This is a genomic window from Ferrovum myxofaciens (genome assembly GCF_000735045.1).
In the GTDB taxonomy this organism is placed as follows: domain Bacteria; phylum Pseudomonadota; class Gammaproteobacteria; order Burkholderiales; family Ferrovaceae; genus Ferrovum; species Ferrovum myxofaciens.
Genome location: NZ_JPOQ01000015.1, coordinates 1 through 16602 on the forward strand (window position 1 = coordinate 1; position 16602 = coordinate 16602).

15 protein-coding genes are annotated in these 16602 nt (G+C 56.8%); 8 read left to right on the forward strand and 7 right to left on the reverse strand.

Annotation, left to right across the window (positions count from 1 at the left end):
* Window positions 1-353: 353 nt before the first annotated feature.
* Both IV91_RS0103410 and IV91_RS0103415 read left to right on the forward strand, forming a co-directional pair.
* A complete protein-coding gene (locus IV91_RS0103410; RefSeq protein ID WP_031596032.1) occupies window positions 354-638 on the forward strand; it encodes a type II toxin-antitoxin system TacA family antitoxin in 285 nt (94 codons plus the stop codon).
* The gene (locus tag IV91_RS0103415; protein ID WP_031596033.1) at window positions 635-1129 is read left to right on the forward strand and encodes a GNAT family N-acetyltransferase; all 495 of its coding nucleotides are present in this window, start codon (window positions 635-637) and stop codon (window positions 1127-1129) included. Before IV91_RS0103410 ends, IV91_RS0103415 begins: the two co-directional genes overlap by 4 nt.
* Before the next feature lie 303 nt (window positions 1130-1432).
* On the opposite strand, the gene IV91_RS0103420 is transcribed toward IV91_RS0103415, so the two are convergent.
* Window positions 1433-1819 (reverse strand): type II toxin-antitoxin system VapC family toxin, encoded by a 387-nt coding sequence (locus IV91_RS0103420; RefSeq protein ID WP_031596034.1) that lies wholly within the window; start codon window positions 1817-1819, stop codon window positions 1433-1435.
* Window positions 1816-2067 carry a type II toxin-antitoxin system Phd/YefM family antitoxin gene (locus IV91_RS0103425; RefSeq protein WP_031596035.1) on the reverse strand — a complete coding sequence of 84 codons (252 nt, stop codon included), beginning with the start codon at window positions 2065-2067 and terminating at the stop codon, window positions 1816-1818. Before IV91_RS0103425 ends, IV91_RS0103420 begins: the two co-directional genes overlap by 4 nt.
* A gap of 198 nt (window positions 2068-2265) precedes the next feature.
* Between IV91_RS0103425 and IV91_RS16645 the strand changes: the two genes are divergently transcribed.
* A complete protein-coding gene (locus IV91_RS16645) occupies window positions 2266-5352 on the forward strand; it encodes a PAS domain S-box protein (RefSeq protein ID WP_051861959.1) in 3087 nt (1028 codons plus the stop codon).
* Window positions 5349-6542, forward strand: coding sequence for an EAL domain-containing response regulator (locus IV91_RS0103435; RefSeq protein ID WP_031596037.1), 1194 nt, complete (start codon window positions 5349-5351; stop codon window positions 6540-6542). Before IV91_RS16645 ends, IV91_RS0103435 begins: the two co-directional genes overlap by 4 nt.
* A gap of 51 nt (window positions 6543-6593) precedes the next feature.
* Here the strand turns inward: IV91_RS0103435 and IV91_RS0103440 are convergent, their stop codons facing one another.
* Entirely contained in the window at window positions 6594-7073 is a 480-nt protein-coding gene (locus IV91_RS0103440) for a ferritin-like domain-containing protein (RefSeq protein ID WP_031596038.1), read from the reverse strand.
* A 298-nt stretch (window positions 7074-7371) separates the two neighbouring features.
* Here IV91_RS0103440 and IV91_RS0103450 point away from each other — a divergent pair, with 298 nt between their 5' ends.
* From IV91_RS0103450 to IV91_RS0103460, 3 genes are read left to right on the forward strand one after another with little or no spacing between them, the layout of a single operon-like run.
* Entirely contained in the window at window positions 7372-8715 is a 1344-nt protein-coding gene (locus tag IV91_RS0103450) for a chloride channel protein (protein ID WP_051861961.1), read from the forward strand.
* A complete protein-coding gene (locus IV91_RS0103455) occupies window positions 8716-10230 on the forward strand; it encodes a sensor histidine kinase (RefSeq protein ID WP_051861963.1) in 1515 nt (504 codons plus the stop codon).
* The gene (locus IV91_RS0103460) at window positions 10227-10850 is read left to right on the forward strand and encodes a hypothetical protein (RefSeq protein ID WP_031596041.1); all 624 of its coding nucleotides are present in this window, start codon (window positions 10227-10229) and stop codon (window positions 10848-10850) included. The genes IV91_RS0103455 and IV91_RS0103460 overlap by 4 nt, the downstream gene beginning before the upstream one ends.
* On the opposite strand, the gene mdoH is transcribed toward IV91_RS0103460, so the two are convergent.
* The 3 genes from mdoH to IV91_RS0103475 form a co-directional block, all read right to left on the reverse strand.
* The gene (mdoH, locus tag IV91_RS0103465) at window positions 10764-12668 is read right to left on the reverse strand and encodes a glucans biosynthesis glucosyltransferase MdoH (protein WP_084189896.1); all 1905 of its coding nucleotides are present in this window, start codon (window positions 12666-12668) and stop codon (window positions 10764-10766) included. The two genes, IV91_RS0103460 and mdoH, sit on opposite strands and share 87 nt — an antisense overlap.
* Window positions 12669-12956: 288 nt before the next feature.
* Window positions 12957-14306 carry a sigma-54-dependent transcriptional regulator gene (locus IV91_RS0103470; RefSeq protein WP_031596043.1) on the reverse strand — a complete coding sequence of 450 codons (1350 nt, stop codon included), beginning with the start codon at window positions 14304-14306 and terminating at the stop codon, window positions 12957-12959.
* On the reverse strand, window positions 14303-15256 hold the full coding sequence (locus IV91_RS0103475; RefSeq protein WP_160171517.1) for a S1/P1 nuclease: 954 nt from the start codon (window positions 15254-15256) through the stop codon (window positions 14303-14305). The genes IV91_RS0103470 and IV91_RS0103475 overlap by 4 nt, the downstream gene beginning before the upstream one ends.
* On the opposite strand from IV91_RS0103475, the gene grxD reads away from it, so the two are divergent.
* Window positions 15255-15563 (forward strand): Grx4 family monothiol glutaredoxin, encoded by a 309-nt coding sequence (grxD, locus tag IV91_RS0103480; RefSeq protein ID WP_031596045.1) that lies wholly within the window; start codon window positions 15255-15257, stop codon window positions 15561-15563. The two genes, IV91_RS0103475 and grxD, sit on opposite strands and share 2 nt — an antisense overlap.
* Window positions 15564-15577: 14 nt before the next feature.
* Here grxD and IV91_RS0103485 read toward each other — a convergent pair whose 3' ends face one another.
* Window positions 15578-16546 carry a hypothetical protein gene (locus IV91_RS0103485; RefSeq protein WP_051861965.1) on the reverse strand — a complete coding sequence of 323 codons (969 nt, stop codon included), beginning with the start codon at window positions 16544-16546 and terminating at the stop codon, window positions 15578-15580.
* Window positions 16547-16602: the final 56 nt, after the last annotated feature.

A 16602-nucleotide genomic window follows, 5' to 3' on the forward strand; every position in this document is an offset into this window, starting at 1 on the left:
GAGGAACGAAAAAACTGATCAGTTAAACCAAAATTACGAGCATGTAGTGCCACTCCGATTTTTTTGTGGTCGTAACAAACTGATAGTTAAAGAAATTAAATTCTCTGCGTTAAACATGGGTTAACACCGAGTCCGTCCGCAAGCTTGTAGTCCCAGCTTTAGAACAAACGGCCGGTTTTGCGAACATTTTTCGGACTGAAATGGCAGCCATTTTCGCCCGGTTTGATGCTGCCGACTGGTAGCCAGTCGCCCTCCGAGGTTCGGGCGTTGCGCAGGCTAGAAAAGCGCCTTCTAGACAAAATGCGTCATTTGTACTAACATTGAGCCTACTGTACATCTGAAGGGGATTTGCCATGACTGCCACTACTACCGCTCGTTCGGCCCGGCTCGGGCTGCGCGCGACACCTGAACAGGAAACCGTTCTGCGTCGCGCCGCCGAGGTCGCACACAAATCGTTGACTGATTTCATTCTCGATGCCGCTTACCAAGCGGCCGAGCACACCTTGCTCGATCAGAGATTGTTTATGGTTTCCGGCAGTCAGTACCAAGCGCTCCTGGAAATGCTGGATCGACCGGAGTCTGATAATCCTGGTCTGGCCAATTTGTTTTCCCGGCGTCCGGTGTGGGCAGAAAAATGAGTCTATCGGCACCACAGTCACTGGATGCGAATCATCGGCTGGAAGAATTTGACTGCGGAAAGCCGGCCCTCACCGACTGGCTGCTGCGTCACGCACGCCAAGCTCAAGGTAGCGGTTCAGCGAAAACATTCGTCGCCTGTGATGGAAGTCGCGTTGCCGGGTACTTCAGTTTGACCGTTGGGCAAATCGACACGCTCGAGGCTCCCGAGCGGATTCGTCGCGGGATGGGCCAGTACCCGATTCCGCTGGTCATTCTGGCGCGGCTTGCTGTCGATCTCGATTACCAAAAACAAGGTCTTGGTTTCAGCCTGCTGCAAGACGCTATTCGCCGAACGGTTGCAATTGCAGAGCATGCAGGTATTCGGGCTCTGCTGACGCACCCTATTGATGCCGAGGCAGAGACGTTTTATCGGCGATTCGGTTTCGCGTCGACGCCGGTGCGCGAGCAGCAACTGATCCTGCTGCTCAAGGATGCGCGGCGTTTTGTTTGAGTCGGCTGCGTATTCTGGTGAATATCCACGCCATACCCGATGAAATCGCAATGCCCCATGAAGCCAAGTTGTGGGGCAGTTGTCCCATGGGACACTAGCGGGACATTCACAGAAAAATAACCACGATAAACGACAAAAGGGTATGATAATTGCTTGCCTTGGAACTGATTGAATACTTTGCTTTAGTTTGTTGCTTATTGTTGTAAGTCATTGATTATAAAGGAATCATAATCCGCAGGTCCGGGGTTCGAATCCCTGATTCGCCACCATATGCCACTTCTTGTTGCCCATCTCCAGTCCTGATCAAATTTTTATAATGGTGTCGCTATAGACTGCCACCAGAGGGTCGTGAGTCATCAGGCGCATGGGTTCGACAAGCGCTTGGGCCACAAGGATGCGGTCAAACGGGTCTTGATGGTGAGCGGGTAACTCTTCAACGGCTAACGCGTGTTCTGCTTCGACCGGCAGGAATCGATAACCCGAATCTTGAAAATAACCCAGGGCAGTGCGACCAGAAACCGGCATATCTCCACGAGCCAAAGAATGCTTGATCGCAATCTCCCAGACACTCGCAACACTGACCCAAACGATTGTTTTGGGCGATTTGATCAAGTCCCGCGCTTTCTGTGACAGTTTTGGGCTGTCCGTGATTGCCCACAGGGCAACATGGGTATCCAGGAGCAGGTTCAAGACTTACCCACATCACCCGTGAATAATCGGGCCACTTCATCGTTGTGCGCGTCGATACTGTCAGGTACCTCAAACAAACCCCTAGCCACACCAAGGCGCTGACCCATCGGTGCCATACCCATCGGTACTAACCTGGCAGCAGGACGACCATTGCGGGCAATGATGATTTCACGTTCCCGGCCTTGCTCGATGTCTTCTACCAGACGAGACAGGGAAGATTTGGCTTGCAGCATGTTAATGGTTTGCATGATTTCTTCCTGTTAAATACGCTGTTAGTCTAGTCTGGCTAATTACGGGAGTCAAATTTTTCCCGCGATTTTTGCCTCTATGATAAAACTCCAGGTAAATTTTTTTGACAGAAATATTTCGCCGTCCAGTTAACGATTACAATGCTGCAACGTGGTGGCTAAATTTTTTTTGCAAGAGATTCAAAGGAGAAGAATTCTTTGAAAACTACTTCTAAAATAGCGGTCTGGTTTGGCAGTGCAGGTCTGTTGATTGTGCTGGTGGCGCTGCTGTCGTTTTGGTTGTTCAGACAGAGCGAAGATGCGGATCAATGGCAGAGACACACTTTTCTGGTATTGGACAAGGCGAACGTGTTGCTTTCCAGCCTGAAAGATACGGAGGCGGGTCAGCGCGGCTACCTGCTGACGGGGGATAAAGCCTTTCTGGCACCTTATCTGGCAGTGCGTGACCGTATCCCCTCCCAGTTGGCGGAATTGCGCCGACTCGCTCAGGATAATCCGGCCCAGGAACGCCGGTTGGATGTGCTGGCCCCCCTGGTCGAGGCAAAGTTGCGGGAGTTGAGGCAAGTTTTGGCGTTATATGCCGACCAACACGTCGAAGACGCACTAAAAATATTGCGTAGCGGTTCGGGCAAGCAGTTGATGGACGAAATTCGCGCCGGGTTGAGCGACTTCAACCAGCAGGAAAATGAATTGCTGGAACAGCGCACGATTCGATTTCACAGGTATCTGAGTCTGTTGTTGGTGTCGATTTCTCTTGCCAGTCTGTTGGCGATGGGGTTGGCCTTGCTCTCCGCCTACATCGTGTCTCGCGAAACGCGCTTGCGACTTCAGGTCAAGGAAGAGGCAAACCAGGCATTGAGCGAGGCTCATGAGGTTTTACGCGTCAGCGAAGAAAATCTGTCCGTCACGCTCAACTCCATCGGCGACGGGGTGCTGGCCACGGACGCCGAAGGTCGGGTGACGCGCCTGAATACCGTTGCAGAGCGGCTGATCGGCTGGTCTCAAGCGGAAGCCGCCGGTCGACCGGCGGAAGACGTTTTTCACATCCTCAACCAGAAGACCCGTCAGCCTGCCTTTCTTCCGGTGGCGGAAACCTTGGCGCAAGGCGTCATTTATGGTTTGGCCAACGATACCCTGTTGATTGCCCGCGATGGCAGCGAGTGCGCCATTGCCGATAGTTGTGCCCCCATTCGCAATCGTGCGGGTGAGGTGATTGGAACGGTGCTGGTGTTTCGCGATGTGAGCAGGGAATACGCAACCCAGACCGCACTGAGCGACAGCGCCACGCGCATTCGGACAATTCTGAATACGGTGGTGGATGCCATCATTACCATCGATGAGCGGGGTATCATCGAGACGGTGAACCTGGCGGCAAAATTCCTGTTCGGCTATGAGGTCGACGAAATTGTCGGACAGAACATCAGCATGTTGATGCCGGAACCCTATCGCAGTCACCATGATGGCTACATCGAACACTATCTGGCCACAGGGGAGACGCACATCATTGGCACCGGGCGCGAAGTCGAGGGGCAGCGCAAGGATGGCAGTGTTTTTCCGATGTATCTGGCCGTGAGCGAGATGCAACTGGAAGGTGAGCGCCACTTCATCGGCGTCGTTCATGACATCACCGAGCGCAAACAGGCCGAACAAAAACTTTTCGTTGCGAAAGAGGTCGCAGAACTGGCCAATCGCGCGAAGGATTCGTTCCTTGCCACCATGAGCCATGAAATCCGCACGCCGCTCACGGGAATGTTGGGCATGCTGGAGGTGCTTTCACTGACCCCCCTCGATCACGATCAGGACCAGACTTTGAGGGCGGTGTGGGATTCTGGGCGGAGTTTGCTGCGCATCGTCAATGATATCCTGGACTGGTCGAAGATCGAGGCGGGAAAATTGACGCTCTCACCTCAATCCATCTCGATCCCCCGGTTGCTGCAAGAGGTTGTCAACACTTACCCCCGGTTGCTGCAAGAGGTTGTCAACACTTATTCACGGGTGGCCAGTTCCAAGTCCCTGCTGCTGTGGCAACATGCCGATGCCCGGCTTGCTGCGGCGCATATCGTCGACTCGTTGCGCCTCTCCCAGGTGCTCAACAACTTCGTCAGCAATGCGCTCAGATTCACCCAGTCTGGAGAGATCGAACTGCGTGCCGAACTTCTCGAGCAACTTGACAGCGGTGAGCGCATACGCTTTTCGGTCAAGGACACCGGCATCGGTATCGCCCAGGAAGTCCAGCAGCACCTGTTTCAACGCTATCGTCAGGAGAGTGCCGATACTGCCCGTATGTACGGCGGGACGGGATTGGGGTTGTCGATTTGCCGCCGTCTGACGGATTTGATGGACGGTCAACTGGAACTGGTGAGCGAACCGGGTCGGGGTTCCACCTTCAGCGTGACCTTCAGCCTGCCGGTTTCTGCGACGCCGGGGGATATGGGGGTGATTGCCTTGTCCGAGGTGACACGAAAGCAGGTTCAACCGCTTCTGCAGGGCGGCGCGGATGCGCCGCTGGTGTTGGCGGTGGATGATCATCCGATCAACCGCGATCTGTTGGCGCGTCAGATCAAGTTGCTCGGTTTGCGCGCTGAAACCGCAGAGAATGGGCAAGTCGCACTGTCTCTGTGGCAAGAGGGGCGCTTTGCGTTGGTGATCACCGACTGTCACATGCCGGAGATGGACGGGTATGCGCTTACGCAGGAAATACGTCGGATCGAGACCAGGAAAAGACTGCCGCATACGCCCATTATCGCCTGGACGGCCAATGCCCTTGCCGAAGAAAAGGAACACTGCCAGAACGCTGGCATGGATGCGTTGCTGGTTAAACCTGCAGATCTGTCGCAATTGAAAGAGATGCTGAAAAAATGGTTACACATCGCTGAGACGGACAATCCTCAAACTACAACTTCGCCGCAAACCGGGAACGGCAAAGAGACGACTTCCTGCCCCATCGATTATGCAGCGTTCAGTAAAGTGGTGCCGGAGCATGCCGATCAAATCCGGGTGCTGCGCGATTTTCAGGCACATCTTTGCGTCGACCGTGTCCATTTGGGCGAAATTCTGGAACGGGGGGATCACGTCAACGGTGAGCGCACGGCCCATCGCATGAAAGGGTCGAGCCGGATGGTGGGGGCAACGGATATCGCCACCGCTTGCGCTGTTATCGAGCAAGCGATGCGGGATGGAAAACTGGCCGATGCGCGCTCGGCCATGACCGGACTGGATGCGGCCATCAAAGGACTGAAAGAACATTGCATGGAATTGAAGGATTCGAACGGGGAAAGCGAATGACTGCGAGTGAATTGAATTTTCTGGTGGTGGAAGACGATGATTTTCAGCGCCGAATGGTCGTTACCATGCTGCACTCTCTGGGGGCCGCCGAGGTGCGTGAAGCCGGTAATGGCAGGCAGGCGCTCGAGATGCTGCATGCGGTGCACACCCGGCCAGTGGACATCGTGCTTTGCGACATGGACATGCCGGAAATGGATGGTATGGCATTCCTGCGCCATTTGGGGCAGGAAAATAATGCGGCTGCGGTCATCATCCTCAGCATGTTGGACCGGGTATTGCTGGTTTCGGTGGAAAAGATGTCCGAAGCCTACGGGGTCAAATTGCTGGGGGCGGTGGAAAAACCCCTCACGCGGGTTCAACTCGAGGCGTTGATCCTCCGTTACGAGCGGGGCAGCAGGGCGCAACGACCCCATGGCACCGTACAGGTGTTTACTCTGGAGGAAATCCGGCAGGGAATGAAGGCGAAACAGTTCGAACCCTATTTCCAGCCCAAAGTGGACATGAAAACAGGACGGTTGATGGGAGCAGAGGCGCTGGCGCGCTGGATTCATCCCGAGTATGGCGTGATCACTCCCTATGCCTTTATCCCGCTTCTGGAGAAGGCAAAGGAGATGGACGAACTGACTTTCATGATGTTGGAAAAGTCGGTGGCTGCCTGCCGTTCCCTACAGGATAAAGGCCATTCATTGGTCATTTCGATCAATTTATCCCTGACCTCCCTCACCGACATTACCCTGGCCGACCGGATTACGCAAGGGGTGCTCGATGCGGGGGTGGATCCTCGCGCCATTGTTCTTGAAATTACCGAGTCGGCTGCCATGACCGATGTGGCCCACGCCCTGGAAAATCTGGCGCGTTTGCGCATGCACGGCTTTGGTCTTTCCATCGATGATTTTGGTACGGGTTATTCCAGCATGCAGCAACTGATGCGGATTGCCTTCAGCGAATTGAAAATCGACCAGTCTTTTGTGAAGGACATTGCCAGCAACGAATCATTGCGCATTGTGGTGGAATCCAGCATTGGCATGGCGCGCAAACTGCGGGTCAAGAGCGTTGCCGAGGGCGTGGAGACCCAACAGGATTGGGAAATATTGAAAACTCTGAATTGCGATATCGCACAGGGCTATTTCATCGCCAACCCAATGAATCTCGACGCGTTTATGGACCATTGCGCAGTGGGTGACCAGTAATCATCCTGTCCTTGAAGTGTCTTAAAAGGGCGACAAACAGGGATAAATGCCTCAGTGATCGATCGGTAATGGCTTGCCGGCGGCATGAAGCGCAACCCATTTCTCCAGTTCAGCTACATGTTGAGATTCCTCCTTGGCAAACTCTCGCGCAAGCATCAGAATTTCAGGGTCCGTGGTCGTCTCCACGATGCTGGTGTAGTACTCCAGTCCTGCCCGTTCGGCGTCTAGCGCAATTTCCAGGGCTTGTCCCCGACCTATTTGCGGATCCGTGGCCCAAATTGCTGCGGTCTCCGGGCTTTCGATGTCGGGCCAGTGAAAACTTCCCGGAACAATGGTGGGGATATCGCGAAATCCTGCCCGTGCCCGTGCGTCGCTCAAGTGCAAACGGGAGTACCCGGCCAGTCGTCGAAACAGCATCCCGACTTCCTTGTTGCCGACGGATGCCATGGCGTCCGCCAGTTGGTCAAAACGAAGAACGGCTTCTTCTTCGAGCTTGATGGAGTAAGCTAAAAATTCTTCAACGGAATTCACGGGTGATGTTCTCTCTTTGATAGGGGTCCATGGACAAATAAGGCATTGCTTGGATTTGGGAGATTGAAGGGGGTATCACAACCTTGTAGGGTTATCGACAAAATTGATTCATTGGAAGTGACCCCCCTGATTTTTTTCATCCTGCAGGGAATAAAGCAATTATCATGCCATGAACAGGCGGTCATCAAGGGGCATTATCGTGTTGCAGAAGGATTTTCCCATACTTCTCCCGGATATTGACGAGGAAAAACCAGAAGGTATTTCTCTGGGGGAAGTAAACCTGGGTTAGACTCCAGCCATGCCGTTATTCCTTCATCTGAAGCGCTCCCTCAACCCATGGCGTCGGGCGCGCTGGCGTTTGCGTCTCGTTCTGTGGGGCTTTGCGGCCCTGTCGGGTTTGGCGGTGGCGGGGTTTGCCAAGGGAGCTGACCTGGCCCTGGCGTTCTTTTTTGCTCTGGATCGACACTGGTTCTGGTTACCCTTGATCTGGACCCCTTTCATCGGCATGGTGTCCGTGGCTCTGACTCAAAAAGTATTTCCGGGCATACAGGGAAGTGGCATTCCGCAAGTGATCGCTGCCACCCGTTTGGTTGCCCAGGGGAAACCCGTTCAGCATCTGGTGTCTCTGCGAATTGCCGTAGGCAAGGTATTGGTGGGATTACTGGCCTTGACCGGCGGTTTTTCCGCAGGGCGCGAGGGGCCTTCCGTGCAGGTATCGGCGTCGCTGGTCTTTCTGGCGCGTCGCTATCTGCCCCGTTCCCGAGTTCTGCGCCCCAGCGATCTGATTCTGGCAGGCGGTGCTGCCGGGGTGGCGGCGGCTTTCAACACGCCTCTGGCCGGGGTGGTTTTTGCCATCGAAGAGTTGGGGCGTCGACTGGAAACCCGCACCAGTGGTGTATTGCTCGGAGTGATTATCGTTTCCGGATTGACTTCCATTGCCCTCTTGGGAAACTACAATTATTTCGGGCGCATTACTCTTCACGGTCTGGATTACCATATCATGGGTCCCGTGCTGGTGAGTGGAGTGGTTTGCGGCTTGCTGGGCGGGCTTTTCAGCCGCCTGTTGTTGTGGCCGCAACAGGGGCAGGCCTGGGGGCTATGGCGCTGGCGTCAGGAAAATCCCATTGTGTTTGCCGGGATCTGTGGGGTGTTGATCGCCGTGCTGGGTCTGCTGACTCATGGGCTTTCCTTCGGGAGTGGTTATACCCTTGCCCTGCCTCTGGTGAATGGAGGGGTTCAGAGCGTGCCCTGGTACGCTTCGCCCGCCCGTTTTCTGGCCACCGTGATCAGTTACTATTCGGGGATTCCCGGCGGGATCTTTGCGCCTGCCCTGGCGGTGGGCAGCACCCTGGGGGCAACCCTGGCCCCCGCCCTGGGCAGCCACGACCTGGTTCCCTGGGTGACCCTGTGCATGGCCGGTTTTCTGGCGGCCGTCACCCAAGCACCGATCACGGCAGCCCTGATCGTGATCGAGATGGTGGACGGGCATCGCATGGCCCTGCCTCTCCTGGCGGTGACCTTTCTGGCGCGCGCTATCAGTGCTTATTTCGGACCGGAACTCTACCAACAACTGGCCCTGCGCTTTGCCGAGGATCGGCGCGACAGCGGGATTCGTCCTGCGGATTCCCGGAAGGAGGCCTAGGTGCGCTGGTTACGTTTCAGACGGTTGGTGTCCCATGCCCCGTTTCCTTTCTCGTTCAAACAGTTGTTGGGGGCTTCCTTTGCCGGGATCCTGATCCTGCTGGGGGGGGCGCTGGTGCGTGCCCTGGTGGCGGTGGATACGTTGAGTCGAGACAGTCGGGACTTTCCAGCCAAGGCCTTGCAACGTTCCGGGCAGGTGCGCGAGTTACAGGAAACCACCGTTGCCCTGGAACGTCAGGTACGCCAATACCTGGTGTTGCATGATCCTTCCCTGCGTCTGGATATCCGTCATAGCTGGATGCAAAGTCTGGCTGTACTGAAGGAACTGGATCATGCAGGTCCGGCGGATCTCGTTCCCCTGACTCAGCAATGGCGCGTACTGGCGGATGCCAATATTCCTCCCTTGCTTGAAGAACACAGTGAACGAATGAGTATCCCCACCGCACACCTGGATGCGGTATTTCATCAGTTGGGACAACTGGACCAACAACTGGATAGTGTGCTGCAAACCCGTCTGGCCGAACAGGATCAAACCTTGTTGCAGGAGTTTGAACGCCAAAGGCAAGTCTTGATCAACATGGGGGTCACGGCATCTTCACTGGCCCTGGTACTGGCTCTGGGTTTGGGGGCATGGTTGTCACGGTCCTTTGCCCAGTTGGACCGTGCCATTCGCCAGTTGGGACGGTCTCAGAAGGTTCCCCTGAAACCGCTGGGAGGGCCGACGGATATTCGTCAATTGGGGGAACGGGTGCGTTGGGTGCAACAACGACTGGCGGATCTGGAATCGGATAAACTTCAGTTCATGCGGCATATTTCTCATGAGTTGAAGACGCCCCTGGCCAATCTTCGGGAAGGCGTGGCCCTGCTCGAAGAGCAGGTGCCCGGTCCGGTCAATGAAGCACAACGGGAAATCCTGGTGATCTTGCGGGAAAACTCTCTGGCGCTGCAACACCAGATCGAAGGTCTCCTGCAGTACAATGCGGCAGCATCGGGCGCTCAGTATCTGCAAAAGCGCTGGGTGGATGTGCGCGCTCTCCTGGACCATCTGGTAACACGCCAGCGTTTGCAGATTCAGGCCAAGTCACTGCAGGTTCGAATCGAGGGAACCTTGGCGCGGGTCTGGCTGGATCCGGATAAATGGGAAACCGTGGCGGGGAACCTGCTGATCAATGCGATTCGTTTCTCTCCGGTGTCCGGGTTGATCCGCTTGACCCTTTCGGAAGGGAGCGAGGGGTGGAAGATGATGATCCAGGATCAGGGCCCCGGCGTCGATCCTCAGGATGCACTGCACATCTTTGATCCATTTTATCAAGGTAAACGTCAACCTGCAGGCGCGCGCAAGGGCAGTGGGGTGGGACTTTCCATTGTCCGTGCATTGGTTCAGGCCCATGGCGGAGGAGTCTCGCTCATTCCTCAGGATAACGGAGTCGGCGGGGCTGTTTTTTGTGTGGAAATGCCTCGTGATACCGGCGAAACCGGTGGTCAACGAAGCAAAGGAAGCAAGGATCGGGCATGAAAATGGAATTTTTGGTCAAAAGACAGGAGAAAAAGATTCCTGTGGTGTTGGGAATGATGGGGGTAACGTTTCTGGTGGGTTGTGCGACGCCTGCGCCCCATCCCGTGATTTCACCCCCCCCTGCGCCCTCCCTGTCTTCCGGGGTGGATGAGGTGAAGCACCTCCCTGATGTGATCCCTGCCGACGGCGAGGATATGGTCATGGCTCTGGATCAACTGGATCAGGATATGACCCTGTCTCCCGAGGTACGCAGTGAAATCCTGTCCAGTCTGGTGGCGCAACCCGCCCCGGAAACGTCCCAGGACCGGTTACGGCGGGCTCAATTGCTGCTGTTGCAACATCAGGCAGGAACGACCCAGCAGGCCGTGATCCTGTTGCAGACCTTGGTGGGTGAAGAGGAAAAAGGGGATCATGCGGAACTGCTTCCTTTGACACATTGGTTGAAGCAATGGGCGGACACCCAGGCGCTTCTGGAACTCCAGACGGATCAACTGACCCGTCAGTCCCAGGAGTTGCAGGGAAGGGCCGATAATCTAGCGCGACAGATTCAGGAACTGCGCGCGATCGAGCGCAATTTGAGTTCCCGTCCCGGACCGGACAAAGCGGGCACTCACCCCTGAAGGAAGCGGTTGCAGGCCTGCATAGTGCCATGCGCGACGAAGAACCGAGGGAATGCGACGTTCTTCCGGGATATCCAGCAAGGAAAGCCCGCGCATCTTGAGAAAACGGGTGGAATGACTGGTGGCAATGGCCAGAGGGGCTGCCAGCAACCAGGGCAGGGCAATGGGGAGCAGGTCCACCATCAGGGTCGGTCCGCGCAGCGAGGCCAATGCCAGGCCGCCGGTCGCAATCAGGAACAGGCCACGGTAATGTTGCCAGGTGCTGCGCCAGGCCAGGGTAGAGGCTTCCCGTGCGGGGGATTTCCATTCCAGTCTGAATCCGGTCAGGGCGGTAAGCACGAAGAGTGTATGAGCAACCATGCGCAGGGGGGCTTGCAACAGGGAGAGGGTGGCTTCGGTGAAGGCGCTGGCCAGGAGGGTGGAAGTTCCCCCGAATTTGGCCTGTTCGCCCCGTTTGAAAAGGGCCAGCAGGGCCAGCAGGCGTGGAATGAAAAGCATGCTCAAGGTCACGGGCCAGAGTGCGGGCAGGAGAGGAGTATGGGGGTTGAGCGCGGTCAGACTCAGACTGACCAGAATGTACGCCATCCAGAGGGGAGCCGAGGCGTAGGCCAGCACGCCGGTGAGGAGCATGGCGCGATGCACCGCATGAAATCCGGGTTCCCAGAGCAGGCGGAAGTTTTTGAGATTGCCCTGGCACCAGCGTCGATCCCGTTGCAGCTCTTCCAGAAGGTGGGCGGGTTGCTGTTCGTAACTGCCTTCGAGGCCGGGGACGATCCAGGTGTGGTAGCCTGCACGGCGCAGAAGTGCCGCCTCCACAAAATCATGGGAGAGAATTTCTCCGCTCAAATTGCCCTTGCCGGGCAACAGGGCCAGTCCGCAGTGACGCATGAAAGGTGCGATCCGCAGGATGGCATTGTGTCCCCAGTAATGGGATTCCCCCAGTTGCCAGTATTGCATGCCTGCCGTAAATAATTGACCGGTGACTCGCCCCGCAAATTGTTGGCTACGCGCGTGAACCGTGTCCAGTCCCACGGAGCGAGGCAAGGTCTGAATGATGCCGGCGCTCGGGTTCCGTTCCATCAGGCCCACCAGGGTGGTGAGAGCGCTTCCGGTCATCACGCTGTCGGCGTCCAATACGACCATGTACCGATAATCCTTGCCCCAACGCCGGCAAAAGTCCGCCACATTGCCGGCTTTCTTCCGTCCCCGCCGTGCGCGGACCCGGTAAAACAGGTTGAGGCGATGACCCAGTTGGTCGTGCAATTCCCTCCAGGCGGCTTGTTCTTCGGCCAGAATAGCAGGATCGCTACTGTCGGACAGGACGAACACATCGAACAGCGTGGTGTCCCGGGTAGCTGCCAGAGATTCGCAGGTGGCACGCAACCCGGCAAAGACGCTACGTACCTGTTCGTGACAGATGGGCATGATGAGCGCGGTGCGGGCACCGGGGTCCAGGGGCAGGTCAGCATGGGAGGAGGGCACGGCCAGGGCGTGGGGATCGGGGTGCAACTGCACCCAGAATCCCAGCACAGCCGTCAGGAAACCGGCGCTAACCCAGGCAAATAACAGGACGAAGAGGGTCCATTGGGTCCAGCCGAGCAAGGCTCCCAGACCCTGGAGGTTCTGGGGCCATTGGCTCCATCCGGCCAGTACTGAAGAAAAAAGAATCCCTGCGCCCAGAGCGCGGCGCCGAAGAGTCGCTGCCGTTTCCCAGGCCTGCAGGGGGGCCTCTGCGCGGTTCCTGCGGGGGGGGTGCAGAAGTGCGCGGAGGGACTGCAGAAACCCGTTCCAGAACCCGGACCACGGTCGGGAGATCATGGATCCCCGGTTGAGTGGGGGGGCCTGAAGATCAGGACGTGTCAGCGGTATGAGGTCGTAAGGATTCATGCTGGTAACTGAAGCAATGATTGTGCCAATATCTTTAAGTATTTCTCAATCATATGAAATAAAACAATATTTATTATTTTTAAGGAAGAGTGGAGGGGGTTTTTCTGGGGTATTTGGCGCTGGCTTCGGGTTTCCTCCCGGAAGTTGTCGTCGTTAGCCGACAGGTTCCAGGGGGATTTATTTAACCTGTTGATAGTTAAGCATTTGATCCTGTCGCTATCAAGAGACAGGGCGAAAGCTGTCGGGCGTCAGTCCGTACTTTTGCAGCAGGCGATAGAACTCAGTTCGGTTGCGTTGCGCCAGTCGTGCAGCATCGGCCACCTGACCCTCGGTTAGTTTGAGCAGTCCGATCAGATATTCCCGTTCAAAGCGTTCACGGGCTTCGGTCAAGCTGAGGATTTCCACCGTGGGCAGGCGCAGGGCCCGATGAACCAGAGACAGGGGGATGATGGGAGTGGTGGAGAGCGCGCAGACCTGTTCGATGACATTATGCAGTTGACGGATATTGCCCGGCCAGGGCGCTGCGGACAAGGCGGTCAGCGCCTCGGAAGAAAATCCGTTGAGGTGCTTGCCGTATTTTTTCCCAAGCCGGGTCAGAAAATGCTTGGCCAGCAGGGGAATGTCTTCCCGTCTTTCGCGCAGGGCCGGGAGGATGAGTTCGACGACATTCAAACGGTAGTAGAGGTCTTCCCGGAACTGATCGGCGGCGATGGATGCCTCCAGGTTCTGGTGGGTGGCAGAGAGAACCCGCACATCCACGGCATGATGGACATTCGATCCCACGGGGCGGACCATGCGTTCTTCCAGAACCCGCAACAATTTGGCCTGCAGGTTGAGGGGCATGTCGCCGATTTCATCAAGGAAAAGGGTGCCGCCCTGGGCAGCGCGAAAGAGGCCTTGGTGGGCCTGGACGGCACCGGTAAAGGCCCCTTTTTCGTGCCCGAACAATTCGGATTCGAGCAAGGCTTCCGGAATTGCGCTGCAGTTCAATGCGATGAACGGGTGCGCCGCACGTACACTGGCACGGTGCAGGGCACGGGCCAGCAATTCTTTCCCCGTCCCGCTTTCGCCCCGAATCAATACGCTGGCATCGGAGCGGGCCACCAGTTGAGCCTCGTTCAGAAGTTCGGCCATGCGCTGCGAACGGCTGAGGATTTCCGCGCGCCAATCTTCGCCCGGGCGATGGGGTTCCGGGGGTGGAGTGGACAGGTCCAGGGCAGATTGCACTTTGGCCAGCAGAAGCGCTGCGTCGAAGGGCTTGGTGAGATAGCCGAAAACGCCCTTGGCGGTGGCCTCCACTGCATCCGGAATCGTGCCGTGCGCGGTGAGCAGGATCACCGGCAGGGTAGGATCCCGGCCATGGATTTCATCGAACAGGCGGAGTCCATCCATGCCAGGAAGCTGGACATCGCTCAGGACGACCCCGGGGCGTTCCGTGGCCAGTCGTGTCAGGGCTTCTTCGGCACTGGCCGCACTGACGACCCGGTAACCCGCCGCACGCAGGCGCAAAGAGAGCAAATGGAGGAGATCCGCGTCGTCGTCCACCAGCAGGATGGTCGGATTGCTCATAGACAGTCATCCAGGGTTTTGGCCAGGCGAACCCCCGCTTCTTCCAGTTGCAAGGCGATCATTGCCATGGCCTGATGGGCATAGGCATCGGTCAGTGCGTAATGGCCCTTTTCATCCGGGGCCGGCAAGGGGTCGTAGGCCTGGCTGCGGGCGGTGGCGAAGGATTCCATTGCCCAGGCGCGGGGCGTTCCCCGTTGCCATTCCTGCAGGTTATCCGGGGTGATCCGGGCGCTCAAGCGTTGGGCCAGACGGGCAGGATCAGGATTCATCTGTTCAATGAACACCGTATCCCAGTAATGATGCAGGCTCCCTGCGTGGAGGTGATCCCACTTGACCCTGATTTCATTGCCGCCACGGTCATGGTCATCGATGGCATGCAAGGGTTGATGCAGGTCTCCAATCAAATGAATCAGAAATTTGAGGGCCAACACGGCCTCGGGACGATCGGCAGGCTGAAATCCGCTCCGTTTGTAGCGGGCCAGTTCGGCGCTGAATTGTTCGATTTTAGCCACGACGCAGGCCCGTTCAGGGCCTGCAGAGGCCAGGGTATTCTGGCTCGGCAGCGGAAAATCCTGGCAGGCCTGCATCAGGTCAGGATGGTGGCGATCGATATCCACGAAGTGCCATGCGCGGGAATGCTGAAACGTGACGGTGCGCCCGGAGCCGGGGGCTTCTCGCAAACGATCGGCCCAACTGGCCACGGAAACGGGATCATGGGCGGTGAGTGGATCCTCGTCGCTGGCCAGCAGTGCCTGTAGTCGGGCCTTTTGGGCGGGTGCCATGAAGTTCAGGGCAATGGAAGCCACCACTTCATGACCCTCCTCGCCCCAGGCCCAGGCGGAGGAAGAAACCCCCAGACAAAGCAGGATTGGAATCATTCCAATATAATAGGAGAAGCCAGGCCCGGAACGGTTCGTCCACCGGGTATTCATTCCTACAGGAGTCATCATGTCCATTCAAGAAATCATCGATCAACAGGTCAAAGGTCACACCGTCGTATTGTATATGAAGGGCAGTCCCGATTTTCCACAATGTGGGTTTTCCGCCAAGGCCGTCAGTCTGCTCCGCCAATCTGGGGTGCAGGACTTTTTCTCGGTGGACGTACTGCAAAACCCCGAGATTCGTCAGGGCATCAAATCCTATGCCAACTGGCCGACCATTCCCCAATTATATGTAAAGGGTGAGTTCGTCGGGGGATCGGACATCATGGACGAGTTGTTCCAGAGCGGAGAACTGAAGTCCCTTATGGCAGGTTGATCGTTGGGGGAAACTCAGTCGGGAACGGTCAGCGGGACCAGCAGACCCGGGCAGGTGCCGCTTTGGCGGAAGGCCTCCAGGCGCCGGATGAAGGATTGGGTAGTTTTTGGCATGGGCGTGCGGGCACGTGAAATGTCGTTCAAAATTGCCCAACCTTGCGCCACCAGTTGCAATCCGTGCTCCTGGTGGCGCACCCGTTCGATATCCTCTGCAGAGGCCGAGGGCGGACGATAATGAATGAGGTTTTCTCCTGCAACCACGAATTCCGGCCAGACCGTGAAGATCAGATCGTCGGTTTGAAGGGTTTCCACCTTGCGGTGGGCAGTTTCGATGGCGCACCGGATGAGGGGTACAATCGCCGCAAAATCCCCATCCTCTTCAAAGCAACAGGTCAAGGCAGCGCCGATATGATCCACATCGCGCAGGGTGGACGCAATTTTGAGATAACGGCTTTCAAAAAAGTCTTCCACCGGAATGGAGAATGCATGCAGGGGTTCGCCCCAGAGTTCGTCGATGCCTTCCTCGCCACTCCGATGCAGTACCAGACGGCCCAGGGTCAAGGCTTCCTGCAAACAGTTCCCGCATTCCCGCAGCAGGGCATTGTCTGAACGAATTTCCACGCCCAGCTCCTGGATTTCCACCAATTTGGCGATGATGTCCGAGGCTCGATTGAACAGGGCGCCCGCCAGCATGGCGCCATTGACTCGTTTGAGGGCGGGATCCAGGGCCGTTTCATAGGCATGGCGGGCCTGCTGCAGACGTACGCCGGAGATATTGATGCCATGCTCGACGTGGTTGAAAAGGCGCCGGGTCAACGCGGTGATCAGGTGGCGCTTGGCACTCAGCGTATTGGCCGGGGGTTGGTAGTAACGGATCCAGTAACCTTCGTAATATACCCGTTCCACGCCCTCGATGATTTTGCGCGTGCCCGGGAGCAGGGAAACCCGGCGGGTATCCGGAGAGGAGTTCGCTGGCCTGTCCATGAAAGTACCTTTCCTGAGGGTGATGAGGGAAGTCGGCATTCTAACGCTGGCCGTAT